Source organism: Bacillus cereus group sp. BfR-BA-01309 (assembly GCF_022664315.1).
Lineage (GTDB): Bacteria > Bacillota > Bacilli > Bacillales > Bacillaceae_G > Bacillus_A > Bacillus_A mobilis.
This window is the reverse complement of the sequence record NZ_JAKUHE010000010.1, coordinates 201,877-223,163: the sequence shown is the minus strand read 5'-3', so window position 1 is coordinate 223,163 and position 21,287 is coordinate 201,877. Positions and strand designations below refer to the sequence as shown.

Genomic DNA, 21,287 nt, shown 5'->3' with positions numbered 1-21,287 from the left:
AATATGAAAAATGAGCTTCATGTAATCTCAAATGGTCACATGTCATTCGAAGAGTTAGTGAATGTAGCGATGCAAATTGAAAGTGAGATTGATTATTTGCATATTCGTGAGCGTGAGAAAAGTACGAAGGAATTGTATGAAGGTGTGGAAGGCCTTTTGAAGAAAGGCTTTCCGGCATCAAAAATAGTGATAAATGATCGAATTGATATTGCTATTTTATTAAATATTCCGCGCGTACAGCTAGGATATCGAAGCGCAAATGTAAGGTCAGTGAAAGAAAAGTTTTCTTATTTGCATGTCGGTTATTCTGTGCATTCTTTAGAAGAGGCGATCGATGCATTTAAGAATGGAGCGGATTCACTCGTCTATGGTCATGTATTTCCGACAGATTGTAAAAAAGGTGTGCCAGCGAGAGGGCTTGAAGAGATTTCAGACATTGCAAAGTGTTTATCCATACCGATTACAGCAATTGGCGGAATTACCACAGAAAACACCAGGGATGTTCTTACTAATGGCGTCAGTGGTATTGCTGTTATGTCTGGAATTATAAGTAGTAGTAACCCGTATAACAAAGCGAAATCTTATAAGGAATCAATAAGAAAGTGGGCGGAAAAACATGTGTAAGAAGTATGATGTAGCGATAATTGGCGGTGGTGTAATTGGTAGTTCAGTTGCACATTTTCTAGCAGAAAGAGGACATAAAGTAGCGATTATAGAGAAGCAAAGAATTGCATCTGAAGCCTCGAAAGCAGCCGCTGGTTTACTTGGGGTTCAGGCAGAATGGGATGCATATGACCCACTATTTGAACTTGCAAAAGAAAGCCGTGCTATATTTCCACAACTTGCAGAAGTTTTACGTGAAAAAACAGGCATCGATATTGGGTATGAAGAGAAAGGCATTTATCGCATTGCCCAAAATGAAGAGGAGAAGGAAAGAATTCTTCACATTATGGATTGGCAGCAGAAAACTGGTGAAGATTCTTATTTTCTAACGGGAGATCGTTTACGAGAGAAAGAACCATTTCTTTCTGAGTCAATTATAGGTGCTGTATATTATCCGAAAGATGGTCATGTTATTGCACCGGAGCTTACGAAAGCATTCGCACATTCTGCATCATTTTCGGGTGCTGATATATATGAACAGACAGAAGTGTTTGATATTCGTATTGAAAATAATAAAGTGACCGGGATTGTGACGAGCGAAGGTAGTATCACATGTGAAAAAGTTGTTATTGCGGGTGGTTCATGGAGCACGAAGTTACTGCGTCATTTTCACCACGAATGGGGTACATATCCAGTTAAAGGAGAAGTGGTAGCGGTAAGAAGTAGAAACCAACTTTTAAAGGCTCCTATTTTCCAAGAAAGATTTTACATTGCACCAAAGCGCGGCGGACGTTACGTAATTGGAGCAACGATGAAGCCTCATACGTTTAATAAAACTGTGCAACCGGAAAGTATTACTTCTATATTAGAGCGCGCGTATACGATATTACCAGCTTTAAAAGAAGCAGAGTGGGAAAGCACATGGGCAGGGTTAAGGCCACAATCAAATCACGAAGCTCCTTATATGGGAGAGCATGAAGAGATAAAAGGTTTATATGCTTGTACTGGGCATTATCGAAACGGTATTTTATTAAGTCCTGTTTCTGGTCAGTATATGGCGGATTTAATAGAAGGAAAGCAGGAGAATCACTTGCTAGATTCATTGCTTTCTAAAACAGTTTAGAAAGGGGCTGGAAGTTTGAATTTGAAAATTAATGGTAATCAAATTGAAGTGCCAGAGAGTGTAAAAACAGTTGCAGAGCTACTTACACACTTAGAGTTAGAAAACAGAATTGTTGTAGTAGAGCGTAATAAAGATATTTTACAAAAAGATGATCATACAGATACATCTGTTTTTGATGGAGACCAAATTGAGATTGTAACTTTCGTAGGAGGCGGTTGATTATGTTAAACATTGGACCATTTTCATTTCATTCTAGACTTTTATTAGGAACAGGAAAATTCCCTGATTTTGATGTGCAGCAAAAGGCAATTGATGTATCTGAGGCGGAGGTTTTAACGTTCGCAGTACGTCGTATGGATATATTTGATGCAAAGCAGCCAAATTTATTAGAGAAACTTGATGTGAAAAAATATAAGTTATTACCAAATACAGCTGGAGCAAAAAATGCTGAAGAAGCGGTTCGTATTGCAAAGTTAGCAAAAGCTTCGGGGCTTTGCGACATGATCAAAGTAGAAGTTATTGGTGATGATAGAACGTTATTACCTGATCCAGTAGAAACGTTAAAGGCATCTGAAATGTTACTAGAAGAAGGGTTTATCGTTCTTCCGTATACATCTGATGATGTTGTATTAGCACGTAAATTACAAGAACTAGGTGTGCATGCAATTATGCCAGGGGCATCACCAATCGGTTCAGGGCTTGGTATTGTGAATCCGTTAAATTTAAGCTTCATTATTGAACAAGCGACAGTACCAGTTATCGTTGACGCTGGTATTGGTAGTCCAGCTGATGCGGCATTTGCGATGGAATTAGGAGCGGATGGTGTGTTATTAAATACGGCTGTGTCGGGAGCAAAAGATCCAATTAAGATGGCATACGCAATGAAATTAGGTATCGAGGCAGGGCGAATTGGCTTTGAAGCAGGTCGTATTGCACGTAAACGTTGTGCAACAGCAAGTAGTCCTTTAGAAGGAATGAGCGTAGTTGAATAATCGATATTCTCGCCAAGAATTATTCTCTCCAATTGGAGAAGAGGGGCAACGAAAGATAAGAGAAAAGCATGTACTCATTATCGGTGCAGGTGCATTAGGTAGTGCAAATGCAGAGATGTTTGTAAGAGCTGGTGTTGGCACAGTAACGATTGTTGACCGGGATTATGTCGATTGGAGTAATTTACAAAGGCAGCAATTGTATGCAGAGAGTGATGTAGAAAATAATCTTCCGAAGGCTGTAGCGGCAAAAAAACGTCTAGAAGAGATCAATCGTGAAGTAAGAATAGAAGCTCTCGTTCAAGATGTAACAGCTGAGGAATTAGAAGAACTCGTTACAAACGTTCATGTAATTATTGACGCAACTGATAATTTTGAAACGCGTTTTATTGTGAATGATATAGCGCAAAAACATTCTATTCCATGGATTTATGGAGCATGTGTAGGGAGCTACGGCCTTTCTTACACAATTCTTCCTAGTAAAACGCCATGTTTATCTTGTTTATTACAATCGATTCCACTTGGCGGAGCGACATGTGATACAGCGGGCATTATATCTCCTGCTGTATCTCTCGTCGTTTCTCATCAAGTAACGGAAGCTCTTAAATTGTTAGTGGAAGATTACGAATCACTTCGAGATGGACTTGTGTCGTTTGATGTATGGAAGAATGAATATTCATGTATGAATGTGCAAAAGCTTCGTAAGCATAATTGTCCTTCGTGTGGAGAGAATGCGATATACCCGTATTTAAATAAAGAAAACACATCGAAAACAGCAGTTTTATGCGGGAGAAATACAGTTCAAATTAGACCACCTCATAAAGAGGAAATGGATTTTGAACGATATAAAGAGCTGCTGAATGATCGTGTGAATGATTTAAATGTAAATCCATATTTATTATCATTTTCTGTGGAAGAAAAGAGATTAGTTGCTTTTAAAGATGGTCGTGTACTTGTACATGGAACGAAAGATATAAGCGAAGCAAAAACGATTTATCATCGCTATTTTGGATAGAAAAGGATGAGTGGGATGAAAATAAATAAAGCTTTAACAATTGCAGGGTCTGATAGCGGCGGCGGTGCCGGTATTCAAGCAGATTTAAAAACATTCCAAGAGCTTGGTGTGTACGGGATGACGGCTATTACGGCAATTACTGCTCAAAACACGCTTGGCGTTCAAGGGGTATATCCAGTTCCGTTAGAAGGTATTACGGAACAGTTGAATTCAATTGGTACGGATTTAACACCAGATGCTTTGAAACTAGGAATGTTATTTAGCAGCGAAATTATTCAAATTGTAGCAGAACATATTAATAAATTTGGCTGGAATAATATTGTGCTAGACCCTGTTATGATTGCTAAGGGCGGTGCATCATTATTACAACAAGAAGCAGTACAAGCATTAAAAGAATATTTATTACCAGTAGCAACGGTTGTAACACCGAATGTTCCTGAAGCAGAAGTGTTAACTGGGATGGAGATTCATAATGTTGAAGATAGTAAGGAAGCTGCGAAAGTACTGCATGAATTAGGTGCGAAATACGTGCTTATGAAGGGTGGACATGCAGAATATCAAGGTAATGAAGTAATTGACTTACTCTTTGATGGTGAGCAATTTATCGAATTTAGAAGTGAACGAATTCCTTCAAAGCAAACGCACGGAAGTGGGTGTACATTTGCTTCAGCGGTTACTGCAGGACTTGCGAAAGGCTACTCCATTGAAGAGGCAGTTCAAGAAGCAAAACGATTTATTAGTATAGCAATTGAAGAGCCATTGAATATTGGAAGTGGTCATGGACCGACGAATCATTTTGCGTATAAGATGAATAATACACGTGTATAAAGACATGAGAAGCCAGTTTGTTAACTGGCTTTTTTTCTGTTTACTTTTTCCAAATACAGGAGTAATATATCAGCCAGAATACATTTTTTGTAATACGCTGAGTCCAAATATAAGGAGCGGAGGAACCAATTTGTGCAGTGTCACTAGGGGTGAATCTTTCAATTTTGAAAGTAGGGCTACTCTCAAAGTCCGAATCCGACAGCTAACTTCGTAAGCGTCTTGAGAGAGGACGGTGCCATGATGGATACATCACTTCATCGATCTGATTAGTATAGGGGAATATCAATCTATGTTTGATTTCTTTTATGCTAAGGAGGATGAGGTACATGGAACTAACACTTATTTGTGTTGGAGAAGAAAGTAAGGTAAATAGTTTAAGAGATTTAGTAGCATTTCAACATGAGTTAATTATTTTTACAGCAAATGAAGAAATAGCGGCTGAAGTTAGGGATTGTGGATTTGATTGGACGTATAGTTGTAGTCAGGAGCAGGATTTTACTAGTATTTGTGAGTGTATTAAAAAGGTGATTTTACTAGGTGATGAGCTTCCAATCGTTAGCTTCTTCACAGAACACATTCGTTTTTCTTTTCAAGCACCCATTACTGTTGTTACAAGGAATAAACGATATCCAGCGAGGCTCTATGAAACAATGGGAGCTACATTTGTCGTGTTTACGAATTGTGATAATATTTCTTTTTTATTTTTTGAATAGGGCGGGGGAAAAGAAGATGAAAGTGTTGTTATTAGGAGATATAGCGAATCGTTGGGCGGTATCGGTAGAGCGAGTTCAAGAATTGGTGGTGCTCGATCCTATTTTTCCAAGGCCCTATATTATATTGCCATCAAAAGACGCCTTATATTTAAAAACAGATGTTATCGAATATGAGCAACTACATGCAGAATTGTCACAAGTTTATCCCGCTTTAATGGGCAGTAAGACCCCCACCTCAAAATTCAGCGAAAGCAAAGAAGTTAGATGGGGATCAACTGCCCATAAAAGTCCGATTGGTTCAACTAATAATCAGTGGGGGATGAAGAAAACCCCCACTGATTAAAGTTTCACTTTATATTCGCGGGAGAAATTTACGTGCTTTTTTACGAGGGGAATAAATAGTGAGTGGAAAAAGAGCGAATGCGAAGTGCAACAAGCTATGCACTTCATGTCATTCGCTCTTTTTATTTCGTATTTAAAAGGTTATTTCTATGAAAAAGAAAGAAAAGACGAGAAAACAGATGAAAGAATATTAATAACACTCAATGTAAGCGTTTAAATAGATGGATATTTTCTTATTTTCAGTAATTTGCCTCTTTACAAGTGAAATATAGAGGAGTATATTTACTCTCATAAATCATTCATAAAATTTCCAAAAAAACCTAAAATCGCTGAGTTCCAGAAATGGAGCGGGGGAACCAATTTTGTGCATCGTCACTTGGGGTGAATCTTTCAGTTTTGAAAGTAGGGCTACTCTTTAGGCCCGAATCCGACAGCTAACCTCGTAAGCGTTTAGAGAGGAGGTTTACTTTGTGTTGTTCATTTCGAACACTAAGTAGAGCTTAGTGTTCTTTTTTCGATTAGTTAATGGTAAATTTTTACAGAAAAGAGGGATAGCTATGTTAGATGTTGTGATGATCGGGATCTTTGTTGTGTTAGTTGCATCGATGGCAAGTCTTGCGAGTTGGTCAGATAAAGTTGTGAAAGAAGGGAAGCAATCATGACGATTGCCTTATCGGTTATTGTTGGAGCAATTACGGTGTACTTAGTGTATGCATTATTAAATCCGGAAAAGTTTTAATTAGGGGGAATCATTCATTATGATCTGGATCGCAGTTGTTATTACAATGCTGTTGTTTATTCTTGTGGCGAAGCCAACGGGAATTTATTTAGAGAAAGCCTTTCAAGGGAGTAAAAAGCTAGATAAAGTATTCGGGCCTTTTGAAAAACTTATTTTTAAAATTACGGGTGTAAAAGAATACAATCAGACGTGGAAACAGTACGCATTGTCATTAGTTTTATTAAATGGATTTATGATTGTTGTCGTATATTTCATTTTCAGGCTACAAGGAGTATTGCCATTAAATCCAGCACACATTGAAGGAATGGAGCCTACACTCGCTTTTAATACAGCAATTAGTTTTATGGCTGATACAAACTTACAGCATTATAGCGGTGAAAATGGTTTATCTTATTTATCACAATTGATCGGAATTACATTTTTAATGTTTGCAGCACCGGCAACGACGTTAGCACTTGTAATGGCGTTTATAAGAGGGCTTGCTGGAAAAGAGCTCGGTAACTTTTTCGTTGATTTTACGAGAGCTTTAACGAGAGTATTTCTTCCTATCGCATTTATTGCGGCACTAGTCTTTGTCGCACTTGGTGTACCACAAACGTTAGATGGGGCGGTTACAGCACATACAATTGAAGGCGCAAAGCAGAGTATATTACGTGGGCCTGTTGCATCATTCGTGTCCATTAAAGAACTTGGAAATAACGGTGGTGGGTTTTTCGGAGCAAACTCTACACACCCATTTGAAAACCCAGGGCAAATGAGTAATATTTTGCAAATGATGCTTATGATGTTACTGCCAACAGCACTTCCATTTACGTACGGACGAATGGTAGGCAATAAAAAGCAAGGACGTATCCTTTTCGTATCATTGTTCATGGTCTTTTTACTTGGGTTTATAACGATTACGACATCTGAATTACATGGAAATCCAGTATTGAATCAAATGGGTATCCAGCATGTACAAGGCAGTACGGAGGGAAAAGAAGTACGATTTGGAACAGTATTTTCGTCCCTTTATGCGACAGTAACGACAGCTGCCGAAACAGGTGCTGTTAATACGATGCATGATACGTTAACACCAATTGGCGGGTTAGTACCACTCGTAAATATGATGTTAAATACAGTATACGGCGGCGTTGGAGCAGGCTTTGTGAACATTATTATGTATGCGATTATCGCGGTCTTTATATCTGGATTGATGGTTGGACGGACACCAGAGTTTTTAGGTAAGAAAATTGAAGGGAAGGAGATGAAATTAATTGCGGTAACAATACTATTTCATCCACTGCTTATTTTAGGATTTTCAGCATTAGCTCTTTCAACAAATTTAGGAACGGATGCTATTTCTCATTCCGGTTTCCACGGTTTGACGCAAGTGGTATATGAATATACATCGTCAGCTGCGAATAATGGATCTGGATTTGAAGGATTAGCGGATAATACACCGTTTTGGAATATTACAACTGGTTTAGTTATGTTTTTAGGCCGCTATTTCAGTTTAATTACGATGCTAGCTGTTGCAGCTTCATTGAAAGAAAAGACGGTAGTACCAGAAACAGTCGGGACATTCCGTACGGACAATAGTTTATTTGGTGGTATTTTTATCGGAACGATTGTAATTGTCGGTGCGTTAACATTTTTCCCGATGTTAGTACTTGGCCCAATTGCAGAATTTCTTACATTGAAGTAATGGAGGGTAAATGATGAGACCGGTAGTAGTAAAAGAAAAAAGAGTAAATGAGTCACAAATACATGCTGTAGAAGATGAAGTTAGACAAGCGAAAACGATGGATCGTGATATCGTGAAACACGCGATGAAGCAATCCTTTGCGAAATTGAATCCGAAAGTCATGATAAAGAATCCGATTATGTTTGTTGTAGAAATTGGATTTATCATTACGTTCATTTTATCTTTTCTTCCAAGTCATTCTAGTAGTGTACCAGGATGGTTTAATATAACAGTTTCTCTCATTCTCTTGTTTACAGTTTTATTTGCTAACTTTGCAGAAGCGTTAGCGGAAGGACGGGGGAAAGCGCAAGCCGATTCTTTAAAACAATCGAAGAAAGATGTGTTTGCAAATGTTGTAAAAGAAAATGGAGACATTGTTCAAGTTTCAGCAACTGATCTGAGAAAAGGTGACGTTGTTATTGTAAAACAAGGAGAAATGATTCCAAGTGATGGGGAAGTTATAAAAGGATTAGCGTCTGTTGATGAATCTGCGATTACAGGGGAATCTGCTCCTGTAATAAAAGAAGCGGGTGGTGACTTTTGCTCCGTAACAGGTGGTACGATGGTCGTCAGTGATGAAATTACGATTGTCATTACAAGTAATCCTGGTGAATCCTTTATTGATAAAATGATTTCTTTAGTAGAAGGGGCTGCACGTCAAAAAACGCCGAATGAGATTGCTTTAAATACAGTATTAACAAGTTTAACTCTTATTTTCTTAATCGTTGTTGTGACGTTGCCGATTTTTACAAATTATTTAGGGTTTCAAATTGATACAGCTGTACTTGTAGCGTTGTTAGTTTGCTTAATTCCGACGACGATTGGTGGATTATTATCAGCAATTGGTATTGCCGGGATGGACCGTGTGACAAAGTTTAACGTATTAGCGATGTCCGGGAAAGCAGTGGAAGCTGCGGGCGATATTAATACAATTATTTTAGATAAAACAGGTACGATTACTTTCGGGAACCGGATGGCTCATACGTTATTACCTGTAGGAAATGAAACGATTGAGCAAGTAGGAAAATGGGCTGCGATTAGTTCTGTTTTAGATGAAACACCAGAAGGTCGATCTGTTATCGAATATGTAAAAACGAAATCTCTATCATATGATAGAGCACTTGCAGAACAAGGTGAATTTGTTCCATTTAAAGCAGAAACGAGAATGAGTGGTGTCGATTTACAGGACGGAACGAAAGTGAGAAAAGGTGCTGTTGGTGCCGTTATTGAATGGGTTAGGTCACAAGGCGGAACGATTCCGAAAGATGTAAATCAAAAAGCAGATTCCATTTCCAAAGAGGGCGGAACACCCCTTATCGTTGCAGTGGATAATCGTGTTTACGGTTTAATTTATTTAAAGGATACAGTAAAGCCAGGTATGCGTGAACGTTTTGAACAATTGCGTCAAATGGGGATTAAAACGGTTATGTGTACGGGTGATAACCCATTAACAGCAGCAACCATTGCAAAAGAAGCAGGGGTAGATGAATTTGTTGCTGAGTGTAAACCAGAAGATAAAATTGCGGTTATTAAAGCAGAGCAAGATAAAGGGAAACTTGTAGCGATGACAGGTGATGGAACAAATGATGCTCCGGCACTAGCGCAGGCCGATGTTGGATTAGCGATGAATAGTGGGACGACAGCTGCGAAAGAAGCAGCGAATATGATTGATTTAGATTCGAACCCGACAAAAATTATTGAGGTTGTAGGAATTGGTAAGCAATTATTAATGACGCGTGGTGCGTTAACGACGTTTAGTATTGCGAACGATATTGCAAAATATTTCGCCATCATTCCAGCGATGTTTACACTTGCGATTCCGCAAATGGAAGCATTAAACATTATGAAATTAACATCACCACTGTCAGCGATTTTATCAGCATTAATATTTAACGCTGTTATTATTCCATTACTCATTCCATTAGCGATGAAAGGTATCGCATATAAACCGATGAGTTCGAATGCACTACTGGGCCGAAACCTACTTATTTATGGGCTTGGCGGGGTTATTGTACCGTTCATTGGAATTAAAGTAATCGATATAATTGTCGGCTTGTTTATATAAGGGAGAGGGGAAAAAGATGGAGAAGAAACAAAGTATACTATCAACAATCATCCGTATTACTTTTACATTTTTAGTGTTGTGCGGCCTTGTATACCCGCTTATTGTTACCGGTATTGCACAAGCAGTAATGAAGGATAATGCGGATGGAAGTCTAATATATAATGATAAAAATGAAGTAATTGGTTCTAAATTAATTGGTCAAAATTTCACAGATCCACGTTATTTTCAGGGGCGTGTTTCTAGTATTGAATATAAAGCAGAAGGATCTGGGTCTAATAACTATGCGCCCTCTGATCCAGATTTAGCGAAACGAGTAGAGAAAAGTATTGAGGAGTGGAAAAAACAAAACGGGGCTGTTCCAGTTACAGAAGTGCCGCTCGATTTAGTGACAAATTCAGGTTCAGGGCTAGATCCTGACATTAGTCCACAGGCAGCTTCTGTACAGGTGGAGCGTATCTCGAAATTAACGAATATCCCGAAAGAAACGCTAAATCAGTTGATTAAAGATCAAATAGAAGGTGCAGCACTTGGTTTATTTGGAGAAGATCGCGTGAACGTTTTAAAGTTAAATTTAGAATTACAGAAACTACTGAAATAGTAACAGTGCTACCTCAATCTAACGGATTGAGGTAGCGTTGTTTCGGAAGAAAGGTTGTGAGTGTTTTGTATGCGGATGACTATAAGCCCACTTTTCAAAGGCGAACACCAGAAGAGTATTTAGAATATATTCGCCAACAAAACCGCGGGAAGTTAAAGCTATATGTAGGAGCGGCTCCAGGAGTAGGGAAAAGTTATAAAATGCTCTTTGATGCAAGAGAGATGAAAAAAGACGGTACGGATATTGTAATTGGTTTAATTGAAACGCATGGAAGAAAAGAGACAGAAGAAGCAATTGCTGATTTAGAAAAAGTTCCTTTAAAAGAAATAGATTATAAAGGGAAAGTATTTTATGAACTCGACGTGGAAGGAATTATAAAACGTGCACCGCAAGTCGTTGTTGTGGATGAACTTGCGCATAGTAATATTCCTGGCTCTAAAAATAAGAAACGTTATATGGATGTACAGGAATTGCTAGATGCCGGTATATCCGTCTTATCAGCGTTTAATATTCAACATTTAGAAAGCGTACATGACATTGTAGCCCAAATTACAAATGTCAAAGTGCGAGAACGTATTCCAGATTTCATTTTACAAAAAGCAAATGAAATTCAGCTCGTTGATGCAACGCCGGAAGTATTAAGGAAGAGATTAATAGATGGGAAGATATATAAAGAAGAAAAAATAGAGCAAAGCTTACAAAATTTCTTTACGCTCAATAATTTAGGGGCACTCAGAGAATTATCGCTTCGTGAAGTGGCAGATGATATGGACGAGAAAATTAGCCAAACCGTTATAGAACCGATTGGCGTGAAAGAAAAAATTCTCGTTTGTGTACAATACAGTTCAACAGCGGAAAAATTAATAAGACGGGGATGGCGCATGGCTGATCGGCTAAACGCTGAATTGTATGTATTAAATGTTGAAAGGGAAAATATAGATTCTCTTTCAGCGGGGAAAAAGCAAACAATTGAAGAGTGGAAGTCGCTAACGAATCAATTTGATGCAAGTTTTGTATTAGAAGAAGCAAACGGTAGAAAGCCGGCGGATGTTATTATTGAAGTCGCGAAAAAACTACAAGTAACGCAAATTTTACTCGGACAATCAGCAAGAACAAGGTGGGAAGAAATTCGAAAAGGTTCAATTGTAAATGAAATTATGAGGCAAACGAAGTATATTGATATTCATATCGTTGCGGATCAAAGAGCTTAAAATAGAGACTGTCTGCAGGTCTCTATTTTGCTTTTTGTGGGGTAGAGAAGCGTAATACTTTCATCGCATATAAGATTATGAGTAGAAACATAATTGCACCTAGGAAGAAAATCCAAAAGTAACTTTGATTAAATAAAAGCAATCCACCTACAAGTGGCCCTGTACCCATGCCGAGATAGCGAATAAAGTTGTATATACCGATAGCAGTTGCACGTTCTTGTACGAATTCTTCTGTTAATAAAGTAGTGTGAGTTGGCATAGAAAGCCCCATACTAAAACCGTACAAAGATGTAACGATAATGACGAATGGGATATTGATGTTATATGTGAAAGAGAATAAAGTGACACATATAATATTGAAGAAACTAGTAATGAATAAAGCTTGCTTTGTTGTGAGATGCTTTTGCAAAAGCTTGAAGCAATAACTTCCTAACATAATAGAAAGGGACATCGGTACAAACATAAGACCAATTTCACTTGCAGTTAAGTGAAATAAATTTGTTAAAATGTTCGGTAAAAAAACGAGGAAACAAAAGTAAATACAAAATTGAATAAAGCCAATAAGAGTAATGGAAAATCCAGTTTTGTTTTTTAAGATAAACCAGTAATTTTTTTTTGAGTGCGGTTGCCTAATTACAGTTGGTTTTGTTTCTGGAAGTAGTGAAATGTTTATAATTAATAAAAGAATGCCAAGTATAGATAAAAAGAGAAATACGGATACGTGACCATTTATACTGCCGAGATAACCACCAATGAGAGGGCCAATCGCTGGTGCGAGAGCAAGTAACATTTGATAAAGGCTCATTGCTTCTCCTCGTTCTTTTCCTTCAAATAAATCGCCAATAATCGTTGCTGCGACTACAGGTATAGCTGCTATTCCTATAGCTTGAACAGCTCTAAAAAATAGAAATAAATAAACGTTCGCTGAAAAAGTACATCCGATTGAACCGATTGTGCTAATGATTAAACTAGGAATAAGGACAGATTTTCTTCCTTTTGAATCAATTAAAGGTCCATATATGAGCTGCATAATCGCAAGAACAAATGTGAAAAGGGAAACTGTTAAATTTACAAGATAAAGAGAAGTGTGAAAAGAACCTTGAATCATGGGCAAGATAGGTGTGTAAATATTTTGAGCAAAGGAACCGAGTAAGGCACTAATACAGACAACATATAAAATGAAATTTAGTTTGGATTTTTTCATTATGTTAACCTCCTTGTTATTTAGTTTCCTTGGAAACTAAATTTATTTTAACATGATTTTATCACTTGTAAATATGAAAAAAAGATTTTAAAATGGTATATAGTTAAATTGTTTCTTTGGAAACTTAGGGGGCGAACGGATTGGAACGTACAATGAAACAAATGGAAATACTTTCGGACATTCTTACACTTTTGCATAAAAAAGAAGAACATTTGAAAGGGCAAAATGAGAAGTTTCTTCGTGAGACGGGTATAAGTGGTATGTCTTTATCTGAATTACATGTTATCGAGTGTATCGGAAAAAATGCTCTGATGAATGTAACTGCTATTACAACAGAAATGGGAATGACAAAGGGGGCGATCTCTAAAATTTGTACAAAGTTGTTTCAAAAGCAATTCGTTGAGAAGATGCAAATATTAGATAATCAAAAAGAAATTTTTTTTCGCTTAACGGAAAGTGGAAATGAAATATATAAAGCTCATGAAAAATTGCATAAACAAGCTGAAGAAAAGTGGCTGTTATTGTTAGATAGATATACGAAAGAGGAGCAAGATTTTATTCAAAGGTTTATAAAGGATGTCTCCGAACATTTGGAAATATAATTGGAAGAAAAAACTCCTTCATTTCAAGCCTTTTGAATATAATTTCTAAAAGAACTCATATATAATAGAAACAGATACTTAACATGGTGAATAATTAAAGAGTCAATATATAAAGAGGAGAGAATAACATGCTTGAAAATACGGGATTAGTATTAGAAGGCGGCGGTATGCGTGGTGTATATACGGGCGGGATATTAGAATATTTTATGGAACAAGATTTATATTTTCCATATGTAATCGGTGTATCAGCTGGTGCTTGTCATGCAGCGTCGTATCTTTCCAGACAAAGAAATAGAAATAAAACAGTAAATATTGATTATGCATCACATCCGCAATATTTATCGTATAAAAACTTATGGAGAAAACGCCAGTTATTCGATATGGAGTTCATTTTTCATGAAATTCCAGAAAAGCATGTGCCGTTTGATTTTGAAACATACTTTAATAGTCCAGAGCGTTTCCTTGTAGGAACAACAGATTGTGAAACAGGACAGTCTGTTTATTTTGAAAAAGAAGGAACAAATGATGATGCACTAAATTTATTACAAGCATCTAGTTCATTACCTTTCATTGCACCTGTAGTAAATTACCGTGGTAAGCAGTTATTAGATGGAGGAATTTCTGATCCGATTCCAGTTCGTAAAGCGCAAGAAGATGGATTTAAAAAATCAGTCGTTATTTTAACGAGAAATCATGGTTATGCTAAGAAAAAATCAAAGTTTGGATGGATTGCAGGAAAAGCTTATAAAAAATATCCGAACCTTGTTAACACGATGTTGAATCGTTATGAAGTGTATAATGAAACACTTCACTACATTGAAAAAGAAGAGCAAGCTGGGAACTTATTTGTTATCCGTCCAGAAGTACAACTTCAAGTAGATCGTATGGAAAAAGATACGGCAAAACTACAAAATTTATATGAGCAAGGCTATGAAGATGCAAAAAGACAGTTTGCAGATTTACAGTCGTTTTTACAAAAATAAGTATGAGGCTGCGGAGAAGAATTTCTCAGCAGCCTTTTTTATTATTGGTTTGAATGTCGAATGCCGGTTATACACGTTCAGTGATATGGTATAATATGGATAAAAGTGTGTGAAGAGGTGATACATATGGAAAATGTATATAAAGGGCTTCGACATACTGGATTTACTATGATGTTTATTTTGGGTGGCGTATTTTTACTGCGCTGGTTCATTCATGATGAAATACTATTAGATCAGCTTATTGGTTTTAGTGTAGGGATGACAATGGTTATTTCATCAGTTTTCATTCAAAAGTATAGTAAAGAAATACAGGTAAATGAAAACTATTAATAATTTTTAACTTCTTTTATCTTTAGGAATAGTGGAGGCTTTCTTATGATTTTCTTATTTGCAGTATATTTTGTGATCATTATGACATTAGTAATTACGTTTCTTCTTTCAAAAAAATCATATAAGAAGCCTGTTATTAAATATATACCAACGTTAATATTGTTTATTTTGGCGGTCATTTCTTCTGTTATGTTTGTATTGAATAACGGAATGGGAGAGCTGATGATAGCGGTCTCTTTAGGGATTGCAGCGATAGTGAACGGTCTTTTACAAAGTAGTTCGTGTGATTGTTGCAAAAGGAAAATAGAGCATCGAATTTCGATGCTCTATTTTTTATGTATAAAAAAATCCCTCTTTATGAGGGATTTTAATGTGGTAAGAAGACTAATTGATAGGCGAACAAGATTCCGAATAAATACACAAGCGGGTGAACAGCACGGAATTGTCCTTTTGCCATTTTCATAAGTGGGTATGAAATAAATCCAAGTGCGATACCCGTTGAGATACTTGATGTAAGTGGCATGCTTAAGATTACTAAGAATGCTGGGAATGCTTCATCAAATGCGTCCCAATCGATGTGGCGAACTGAACCCATCATAAGACTACCAACGATAATTAATGATGGTGCGGTAATAGCTGATACACCAGAAACGGCACTTACTAATGGTCCGAAGAATGCTGCTAGTGCGAATAGAACAGCTACTGTAACAGTTGTTAAACCAGTACGACCACCAGCTGCAACACCAGCAGATGATTCGATGTAAGCTGTTGATGGTGTTGTTCCGAACATAGAACCAATTGTTGCTGAGAATGAGTCAGATAGAAGAGCTCGTCCAGCTTTTGGAAGCTTTCCATCTTTCATAAATCCACCTTGCTGAGCTACGCCAAGTAATGTACCTGTTGTATCGAATAATGTAACAAGGAAGAATGAAAATACAACGCCGTATAATCCGTAGTTAATTACATCAGATACAGCAGTAATTGGATTTGAAACGATGATTCCTTCTGGTAATCCAGGCATTGATGTAACGCCGTTTGAGAATGTTAATTGTCCTGTGAAGTAAGCAATAATACCAGTTAATAGCATGCCGATAAATAGTGCGCCATTTACATTTAAAGACATAAGAACAATTGTAATTCCAAGTCCAGCTAATGCTAGTAGTACTGGAGCAGAGTGAAGATCACCAAGTCCAACTAAGTTTGCATCATTTTTTGTAACGATACCTGTTAAACGTAAACCGATAAAGGCAATAAAAAGACCGATACCAGCAGTCAGTGCATGTTTTAAGTTTTCAGGAATTACTTCCATTAATTTTGTACGGAAAGATGTAAATGATAACAAAATTAAAATCATACCTGCTACGAATACAGCAGAGAATGCAATTGCGAAAGTCATGCCTTCATGAGCTTTTACAACAGAGTAAGAGAAGTAAGCATTTAATCCCATACCTGGTGCAATTGCAATTGGTAAGTTTGTAAAGATCGCCATAAATAATGTTCCGACAACAGCAGCAATAATTGTTGCTGTAAATGCTTGTTCAAATGGAACTCCCGCATCCCCAAGGATGACAGGGTTTACGACAATGATATATGCCATTGTTAAGAAGGTAATAATACCTGCCATAATTTCAGTTTTAATAGAAGTTTTATGTTTTGAAAGGTTAAACATATAAACATCCTTTCTGTTTACGAATAATTTTCACAACAGTTATATATAATATTCGTTTTTTAACTATTTTGCAATAGTTTTGCATAAAAAGTTTATAACAATTCATATTTTGTGTCTTAAATTCGAATATTAATCGTAAACCGATGTGTGAATTTCAGTTTTTATTGTGCGCATTATAAGGAAAAGGAGTTGAAAGAAGCTATGCCACAGCAAAAAAACTTTGTAACAATGCCTGCGCAACATCAAAATAAACAACCTGGTATTGAATCATTAATGAATCCACTTCCGCAGTTTGAAGATCCAAATTATAAAGGAAGTGAAAAGTTAAAAGGAAAAAATATATTAATTACAGGAGGAGACAGTGGGATTGGAAGAGCTGTTTCCATCGCTTTTGCAAAAGAGGGGGCAAATATCGCGATTGCGTATTTAAATGAGGAAGAAGATGCCAATGAGACGAAGCAACGTGTAGAACAAGAAGGTGTAAAGTGTGTGCTGTTACCAGGTGATCTCAGTAATGAACAACATTGTAAAGATATTGTAGAAGAGACTGTTCGGCAGCTAGGCAGTTTACATGTTTTAGTAAATAATGTTGCGCAGCAATATCCGCAGCAAGGATTAGAGTATATTACAGCAGAACAGCTAGAGAAGACGTTTCGTATTAATATTTTTTCTTATTTTCACGTTACGAAAGCAGCACTTTCTCATTTAAAGCAAGGGGATGTCATTATAAATACGGCATCTATCGTTGCATATGAAGGAAATGAAACGTTAATTGATTATTCTGCAACGAAAGGAGCAATCGTAGCTTTTACAAGATCACTTTCTCAATCATTAGTGCAAAAAGGGATTCGTGTAAATGGTGTTGCGCCTGGACCAATTTGGACACCACTTATCCCATCGAGTTTTGATGAGAAGAAAGTTTCTCAGTTCGGGAGCAATGTTCCGATGCAAAGACCTGGTCAACCATATGAATTAGCGCCAGCATACGTATACTTAGCGTCTGGGGATTCATCCTATGTTACCGGGCAAATGATACATGTAAATGGAGGCGTTATTGTAAATGGATAGTTTTCATTGATAAGAGCAAAGTAAAGTTAATTCCACTTATTATAGTGAGCGCTAGGGGAGGGATATAGATGAAAAAATTATGTTTCGTCATACTATTATTTTTCATCCTACCGGTTAGTGCTTTTGCTGATACAGATCATTTAATATTAGTGAATCTTACGACAAACCAATTATCTTTTTTTGAAAATGGAAATTATACAAAAACATTCCCCGTAACAACTGGAAGAGACCGCACACCCACGCCTGAAGGTAATTTTTGTATTATAACTAAATTTAAAAATAAAGAATACCATCGAAAAAAAATAGCTGGGGGTGCACAAAATAATCCTCTTGGTACGAGATGGCTTGGACTAGATAAGAATGAATATGCAATTCATGGAACAAATCGGGAATGGACGATTGGAAGCCGAGAATCGAATGGCTGTATTCGCATGCATGACAGGGATATACAGTGGTTATATGACCGAGTCCAATTACAAACAAAAGTAATCATTTCTCGTTTTCATACGAGTCCTGAATATGAAGCGAATAAGCTTGGTTACCGCGTTGTAAGCTGGAATGGTCGTAAAATAGAAAAAGACCAAATTGGCATACTTACGTTAGTAGACCGCGCCGATATATATTGGCAAGAACCAAATGGGCAGTTAACAAAAGTGAAAACGGTATTGCCAAACGAAAGATATACAGTGTATTCAAAACGAAAAGATGGAATATATTATATAGGAAACAATTTGTATATTATGGATGAAACAGGAGAAAAAATTCGTTATGAGCAAATTCCTCCTTCGACTTTAAGTAATATATATAAACGGAAATATAATATTCCGTAATGGCTACCGTATTATAGGACGGTAGCTTATTTCTACTTCGAGTTTAACTGCAACTATTGTATTTTGCTGAATATAATACAGTACAGATAGGGGGCGGTTACATTATGAAAAGTGAGTTTGCTTTTAAAATTTTCTTAGTAACGACCTGTTTATTTATCGTGTATTTGTATGCGTTTCTCGTCTTTTCTTTTTATGTTCCATATGTTGATTTAATATTGTTCTTCGGATTTATTTGGGCATTTGTGAAAGCAAGAGAAGGAGAGAAGAGTATATATCGGCGCATTACCTTATGTGGGACAGTTGTTCTCGTTATTTTGTACTTTTTTATGATGCATGATTTTTGGAGGGGAATGTAAAAAAGCATACGGTTAATCGTATGCTTTTTTTGTTTAATATTTTGGCTTAAATGTATGACAACAAGTTTCTACACTCGTTGTTACAGAACTTTCTAGCGTCTCGTTTGTTAAAACCGAGCTTGTATATGAATCGTTTGTATTCGAACCAGTTTCTTGTGCATCTGGTTGAACAACGATTGCACTTGCTTGACAAAAGTTACCTTGTCCCCAAAATGAGCAATTGGAAACAGAGCATTTTACTTCTGGCATAAAACCCCCTCCTTATACATTAGTTTGGGATTTTACGCCCATTTCATGTGTAGAAGGAGTTTCCTTTTCTCGTTATTTTTTTGTTTGCTCAAGCCATTCTTGTAATTTGTCTTTCGGTTGTTCACCACTAATACGGCTTACTTCTTTGCCATCTTTAAAGTGAATGATTGTTGGAGTTCCTTTAATTTTATAGTCATCCCAAGGAGCATCTATTTTTTCAATATCCATAACTTTCATATCAACGTTCAAGTCTTTAGCCATTGGTACTACGACAGGAGATAGCTTTTGACAATGAACGCAAGATGTTTGATAAAAGTATACTGTTTCTTCTTTTTTCTCTTTTAAATTCTTTTGAAGATCTGAAAGAGAGATTTTATTTGTATAGTAGTCAGGGCCATTTGTTTTACTATCAGTAGCATTATCAATTTTTTGGCTAGTAGCATTTTTTTCTTCCATTTGTGTGACAGCGAAAATGGCTGCAAACAGGGCGATAATAATACCACCAAATATAAGCATTTTTTTCATTGTTTCATCTCCTTATTTGTTTTTTATTACAATAAAACTACATACAGCGATTGTAATAAAGCCGATAAGTGCTAAAAACGGGATTGTAATAAAACCAAACCAGTTTATAAATTCTCCGGTGCAGGGTACACGGCCGCAAGCTGCTCCAGCTGCTGAAAATGCTGGGACTTTTTGAATTGCATAGTGATATAAAGAAATACAAGCACCAATACTTGCAATTGGTAAAGAATAACTTGCGATGCGATAATCTTTTTTTGCTACAGCGATACCAAGCCATAAAACGAATGGATACATAAAAATACGTTGATACCAACAAAGTACACAAGGCTCAAATTTCATGATTTCGGAAAAATAAAGACTTCCTAGTGTAGCGATAAAAGAAGCTCCCCATGCGGTAAGTAAGGCATATTCTTGCTTTTTTTCTCGTCCCATATTTTATACCTCTCTTATAATAGTTACATACTAAATTATAGTATGAAGTGGTACAGAAAAGAAAGAAAAAATATGTTTATCAATAAAAGTTTTATAAGGGGAAACTTTTATTGATATAAACATTTTAAAAAAGCGCTATTCTCATAAAGAGAATAGCGCTATATTTTACATTTGAATTTGCTCTACTTCATCTATATGTGACTTTTGGGATGCATGGTCAATATATTGAAATAGGAGCTGCAATTGTTTATCAACTTCTGGCAGTTCTTTACTGTATTGATAAGCGTGTAAAAAGTGTTCAATACGCTTAGAAAATAATTGATCGTTCGTTTGAACCATAAGAACGAGTAATTTATCCCAATTACAGCAATACGTGTAATAGAGAGCTTTATCATAGTCGTTATATGTTTGCATTGTGTACCCTCCTTACTGAGGAGTTATATATAGTGTGTGACAAGTAAGGAGAAATACACTTGAAAGAATTTGTTAAGAAAAAAAGTGAATGAAAAGAAAAAACGAGGTATTTCCTCGTTTTTAAGCTTTTGGCATTGGCGTAGGTGTTGGCTTGCCATAGCCCTCTTTGTATTTATTGTCGATATAGTTGCGAATTTCCAGCGTTGATTTTCCTTTTTGTTTCATGGAAGCAGATTCAACCGCTATTTCTAGGCAATTGACACAAGTCGTTGCGTGGGAATCCCAAACAACTTCACCATTCTTTTTAATTTCACGAATAAAGCAATTTTTATTATTTTTATGTCCTACACTTTCACCGCAACCGCAGTAACATGGAATCCAATCTAATAGCTCTGCATTTTGCCCAGCGACAGTGTAGATATCTTTCATTTGTGGATCAAGCTTGTCTAGGAAGGTAGGGAGTGTGTCGACTCCTTTTGTTTTTTCTTGAATGTCAGCTTGCTGAGTATGCGATGCGTGGTCATGCTCTTCTTTTGATTCAGATGATTTTTTTTCGTTTGTACTAGTAGCTCCGCAACCAGCAAGAATTAAACTCAGTACTGCAAGTAAAGAAAATACATATTTCTTCATACGCTTGTCCCCTTTACAAATGTATTAATCAAATTGTATCAGA

At 36.7% G+C, this 21,287-nt stretch carries 26 protein-coding genes, 2 pseudogenes and 2 riboswitches; of the genes and pseudogenes, 21 read left to right on the top strand and 7 right to left on the bottom strand.

Translation table 11 applies throughout. The features are described from left to right. The first annotated feature begins 3 nt into the window (after positions 1–3). The 14 genes and pseudogenes from tenI (at position 4) to kdpDN (ending at position 11,952) form a co-directional block, all read left to right on the top strand. Positions 4–624, top strand: coding sequence for a thiazole tautomerase TenI (tenI, locus tag MR115_RS20085; RefSeq protein ID WP_242242540.1), 621 nt, complete (start codon positions 4–6; stop codon positions 622–624). After that, positions 617–1,726, top strand: a complete 1,110-nt coding sequence (gene thiO / locus MR115_RS20080) for a glycine oxidase ThiO (protein WP_242242538.1) — start codon at positions 617–619, stop codon at positions 1,724–1,726. The genes tenI and thiO overlap by 8 nt, the downstream gene beginning before the upstream one ends. 15 nt (positions 1,727–1,741) lie before the next feature. Then, positions 1,742–1,945 (top strand): sulfur carrier protein ThiS, encoded by a 204-nt coding sequence (thiS, locus tag MR115_RS20075; RefSeq protein ID WP_001049508.1) that lies wholly within the window; start codon positions 1,742–1,744, stop codon positions 1,943–1,945. A gap of 2 nt (positions 1,946–1,947) precedes the next feature. Further along, entirely contained in the window at positions 1,948–2,718 is a 771-nt protein-coding gene (gene thiG / locus MR115_RS20070) for a thiazole synthase (protein ID WP_063263448.1), read from the top strand. Continuing rightward, complete coding sequence (locus MR115_RS20065; protein WP_061679175.1) at positions 2,711–3,730, top strand: thiazole biosynthesis adenylyltransferase ThiF; 1,020 nt, start codon at positions 2,711–2,713, stop codon at positions 3,728–3,730. The genes thiG and MR115_RS20065 overlap by 8 nt, the downstream gene beginning before the upstream one ends. A gap of 6 nt (positions 3,731–3,736) precedes the next feature. Then, a complete protein-coding gene (gene thiD / locus MR115_RS20060) occupies positions 3,737–4,558 on the top strand; it encodes a bifunctional hydroxymethylpyrimidine kinase/phosphomethylpyrimidine kinase (protein WP_242242536.1) in 822 nt (273 codons plus the stop codon). A gap of 85 nt (positions 4,559–4,643) precedes the next feature. Beyond that, positions 4,644–4,791: riboswitch (cyclic di-AMP (ydaO/yuaA leader) on the top strand. Between the two features lie 93 nt (positions 4,792–4,884). Beyond that, positions 4,885–5,271: a hypothetical protein gene (locus tag MR115_RS20055; protein WP_142332022.1), complete on the top strand. Its 387-nt coding sequence runs from the start codon at positions 4,885–4,887 to the stop codon at positions 5,269–5,271. Positions 5,272–5,287: 16 nt separating this feature from the next. Then, a pseudogene (locus tag MR115_RS20050) lies at positions 5,288–5,476 on the top strand (hypothetical protein); the annotation flags it as partial. Positions 5,477–5,930: 454 nt separating this feature from the next. Beyond that, positions 5,931–6,076: riboswitch (cyclic di-AMP (ydaO/yuaA leader) on the top strand. 94 nt (positions 6,077–6,170) lie between these two features. Continuing rightward, positions 6,171–6,275: a SipW-dependent-type signal peptide-containing protein gene (locus MR115_RS20045; protein WP_000887889.1), complete on the top strand. Its 105-nt coding sequence runs from the start codon at positions 6,171–6,173 to the stop codon at positions 6,273–6,275. Next, positions 6,272–6,352 carry a K(+)-transporting ATPase subunit F gene (kdpF, locus tag MR115_RS20040; RefSeq protein ID WP_000150657.1) on the top strand — a complete coding sequence of 27 codons (81 nt, stop codon included), beginning with the start codon at positions 6,272–6,274 and terminating at the stop codon, positions 6,350–6,352. Before MR115_RS20045 ends, kdpF begins: the two co-directional genes overlap by 4 nt. 19 nt (positions 6,353–6,371) lie before the next feature. Further along, a complete protein-coding gene (kdpA, locus tag MR115_RS20035) occupies positions 6,372–8,039 on the top strand; it encodes a potassium-transporting ATPase subunit KdpA (protein WP_242242534.1) in 1,668 nt (555 codons plus the stop codon). Between the two features lie 13 nt (positions 8,040–8,052). Beyond that, positions 8,053–10,143, top strand: a complete 2,091-nt coding sequence (gene kdpB / locus MR115_RS20030) for a potassium-transporting ATPase subunit KdpB (protein ID WP_242242533.1) — start codon at positions 8,053–8,055, stop codon at positions 10,141–10,143. Between the two features lie 16 nt (positions 10,144–10,159). Beyond that, complete coding sequence (gene kdpC / locus MR115_RS20025; RefSeq protein WP_242242531.1) at positions 10,160–10,741, top strand: K(+)-transporting ATPase subunit C; 582 nt, start codon at positions 10,160–10,162, stop codon at positions 10,739–10,741. A 56-nt stretch (positions 10,742–10,797) separates the two neighbouring features. Further along, on the top strand, positions 10,798–11,952 hold the full coding sequence (kdpDN, locus tag MR115_RS20020) for a KdpD-like non-kinase potassium sensor (RefSeq protein ID WP_242242530.1): 1,155 nt from the start codon (positions 10,798–10,800) through the stop codon (positions 11,950–11,952). A 22-nt stretch (positions 11,953–11,974) separates the two neighbouring features. Here kdpDN and MR115_RS20015 read toward each other — a convergent pair whose 3' ends face one another. Continuing rightward, on the bottom strand, positions 11,975–13,156 hold the full coding sequence (locus MR115_RS20015) for an MFS transporter (RefSeq protein WP_242242528.1): 1,182 nt from the start codon (positions 13,154–13,156) through the stop codon (positions 11,975–11,977). A 152-nt stretch (positions 13,157–13,308) separates the two neighbouring features. Between MR115_RS20015 and MR115_RS20010 the strand changes: the two genes are divergently transcribed. The 4 genes and pseudogenes from MR115_RS20010 (at position 13,309) to MR115_RS19995 (ending at position 15,378) form a co-directional block, all read left to right on the top strand. After that, on the top strand, positions 13,309–13,758 hold the full coding sequence (locus MR115_RS20010) for a MarR family transcriptional regulator (RefSeq protein ID WP_375337817.1): 450 nt from the start codon (positions 13,309–13,311) through the stop codon (positions 13,756–13,758). Positions 13,759–13,886: 128 nt separating this feature from the next. Continuing rightward, positions 13,887–14,741: a patatin-like phospholipase family protein gene (locus MR115_RS20005; protein WP_061679166.1), complete on the top strand. Its 855-nt coding sequence runs from the start codon at positions 13,887–13,889 to the stop codon at positions 14,739–14,741. Between the two features lie 126 nt (positions 14,742–14,867). Then, positions 14,868–15,071 carry a hypothetical protein gene (locus MR115_RS20000; protein WP_242242525.1) on the top strand — a complete coding sequence of 68 codons (204 nt, stop codon included), beginning with the start codon at positions 14,868–14,870 and terminating at the stop codon, positions 15,069–15,071. A 45-nt stretch (positions 15,072–15,116) separates the two neighbouring features. Then, positions 15,117–15,378: pseudogene (locus tag MR115_RS19995) on the top strand (sugar ABC transporter ATPase). A 60-nt stretch (positions 15,379–15,438) separates the two neighbouring features. Here MR115_RS19995 and MR115_RS19990 read toward each other — a convergent pair. Beyond that, a complete protein-coding gene (locus tag MR115_RS19990) occupies positions 15,439–16,740 on the bottom strand; it encodes an NCS2 family permease (RefSeq protein ID WP_061679163.1) in 1,302 nt (433 codons plus the stop codon). Positions 16,741–16,941: 201 nt separating this feature from the next. On the opposite strand from MR115_RS19990, the gene MR115_RS19985 reads away from it, so the two are divergent. The 3 genes from MR115_RS19985 (at position 16,942) to MR115_RS19975 (ending at position 18,994) form a co-directional block, all read left to right on the top strand. Beyond that, positions 16,942–17,808 (top strand): SDR family oxidoreductase, encoded by an 867-nt coding sequence (locus MR115_RS19985; RefSeq protein WP_242242523.1) that lies wholly within the window; start codon positions 16,942–16,944, stop codon positions 17,806–17,808. 68 nt (positions 17,809–17,876) lie between these two features. Further along, the gene (locus MR115_RS19980; protein ID WP_242242519.1) at positions 17,877–18,638 is read left to right on the top strand and encodes a L,D-transpeptidase; all 762 of its coding nucleotides are present in this window, start codon (positions 17,877–17,879) and stop codon (positions 18,636–18,638) included. Between the two features lie 104 nt (positions 18,639–18,742). Then, positions 18,743–18,994, top strand: coding sequence for a hypothetical protein (locus MR115_RS19975; protein WP_000834191.1), 252 nt, complete (start codon positions 18,743–18,745; stop codon positions 18,992–18,994). Positions 18,995–19,027: 33 nt separating this feature from the next. Here MR115_RS19975 and MR115_RS19970 read toward each other — a convergent pair whose 3' ends face one another. From MR115_RS19970 to MR115_RS19950, 5 genes are all read right to left on the bottom strand, one after another. Next, a complete protein-coding gene (locus MR115_RS19970; protein ID WP_242242518.1) occupies positions 19,028–19,243 on the bottom strand; it encodes a DUF1540 domain-containing protein in 216 nt (71 codons plus the stop codon). A 72-nt stretch (positions 19,244–19,315) separates the two neighbouring features. After that, positions 19,316–19,768 (bottom strand): thioredoxin family protein, encoded by a 453-nt coding sequence (locus MR115_RS19965; RefSeq protein ID WP_097818492.1) that lies wholly within the window; start codon positions 19,766–19,768, stop codon positions 19,316–19,318. 12 nt (positions 19,769–19,780) lie between these two features. Continuing rightward, a complete protein-coding gene (locus MR115_RS19960) occupies positions 19,781–20,200 on the bottom strand; it encodes a disulfide formation protein C (RefSeq protein WP_000532264.1) in 420 nt (139 codons plus the stop codon). Between the two features lie 165 nt (positions 20,201–20,365). Continuing rightward, positions 20,366–20,614 carry a YhdB family protein gene (locus tag MR115_RS19955; protein ID WP_048526289.1) on the bottom strand — a complete coding sequence of 83 codons (249 nt, stop codon included), beginning with the start codon at positions 20,612–20,614 and terminating at the stop codon, positions 20,366–20,368. Positions 20,615–20,734: 120 nt separating this feature from the next. After that, positions 20,735–21,244, bottom strand: a complete 510-nt coding sequence (locus tag MR115_RS19950; RefSeq protein ID WP_000761019.1) for a PCYCGC domain-containing protein — start codon at positions 21,242–21,244, stop codon at positions 20,735–20,737. Positions 21,245–21,287 lie beyond the last annotated feature (43 nt).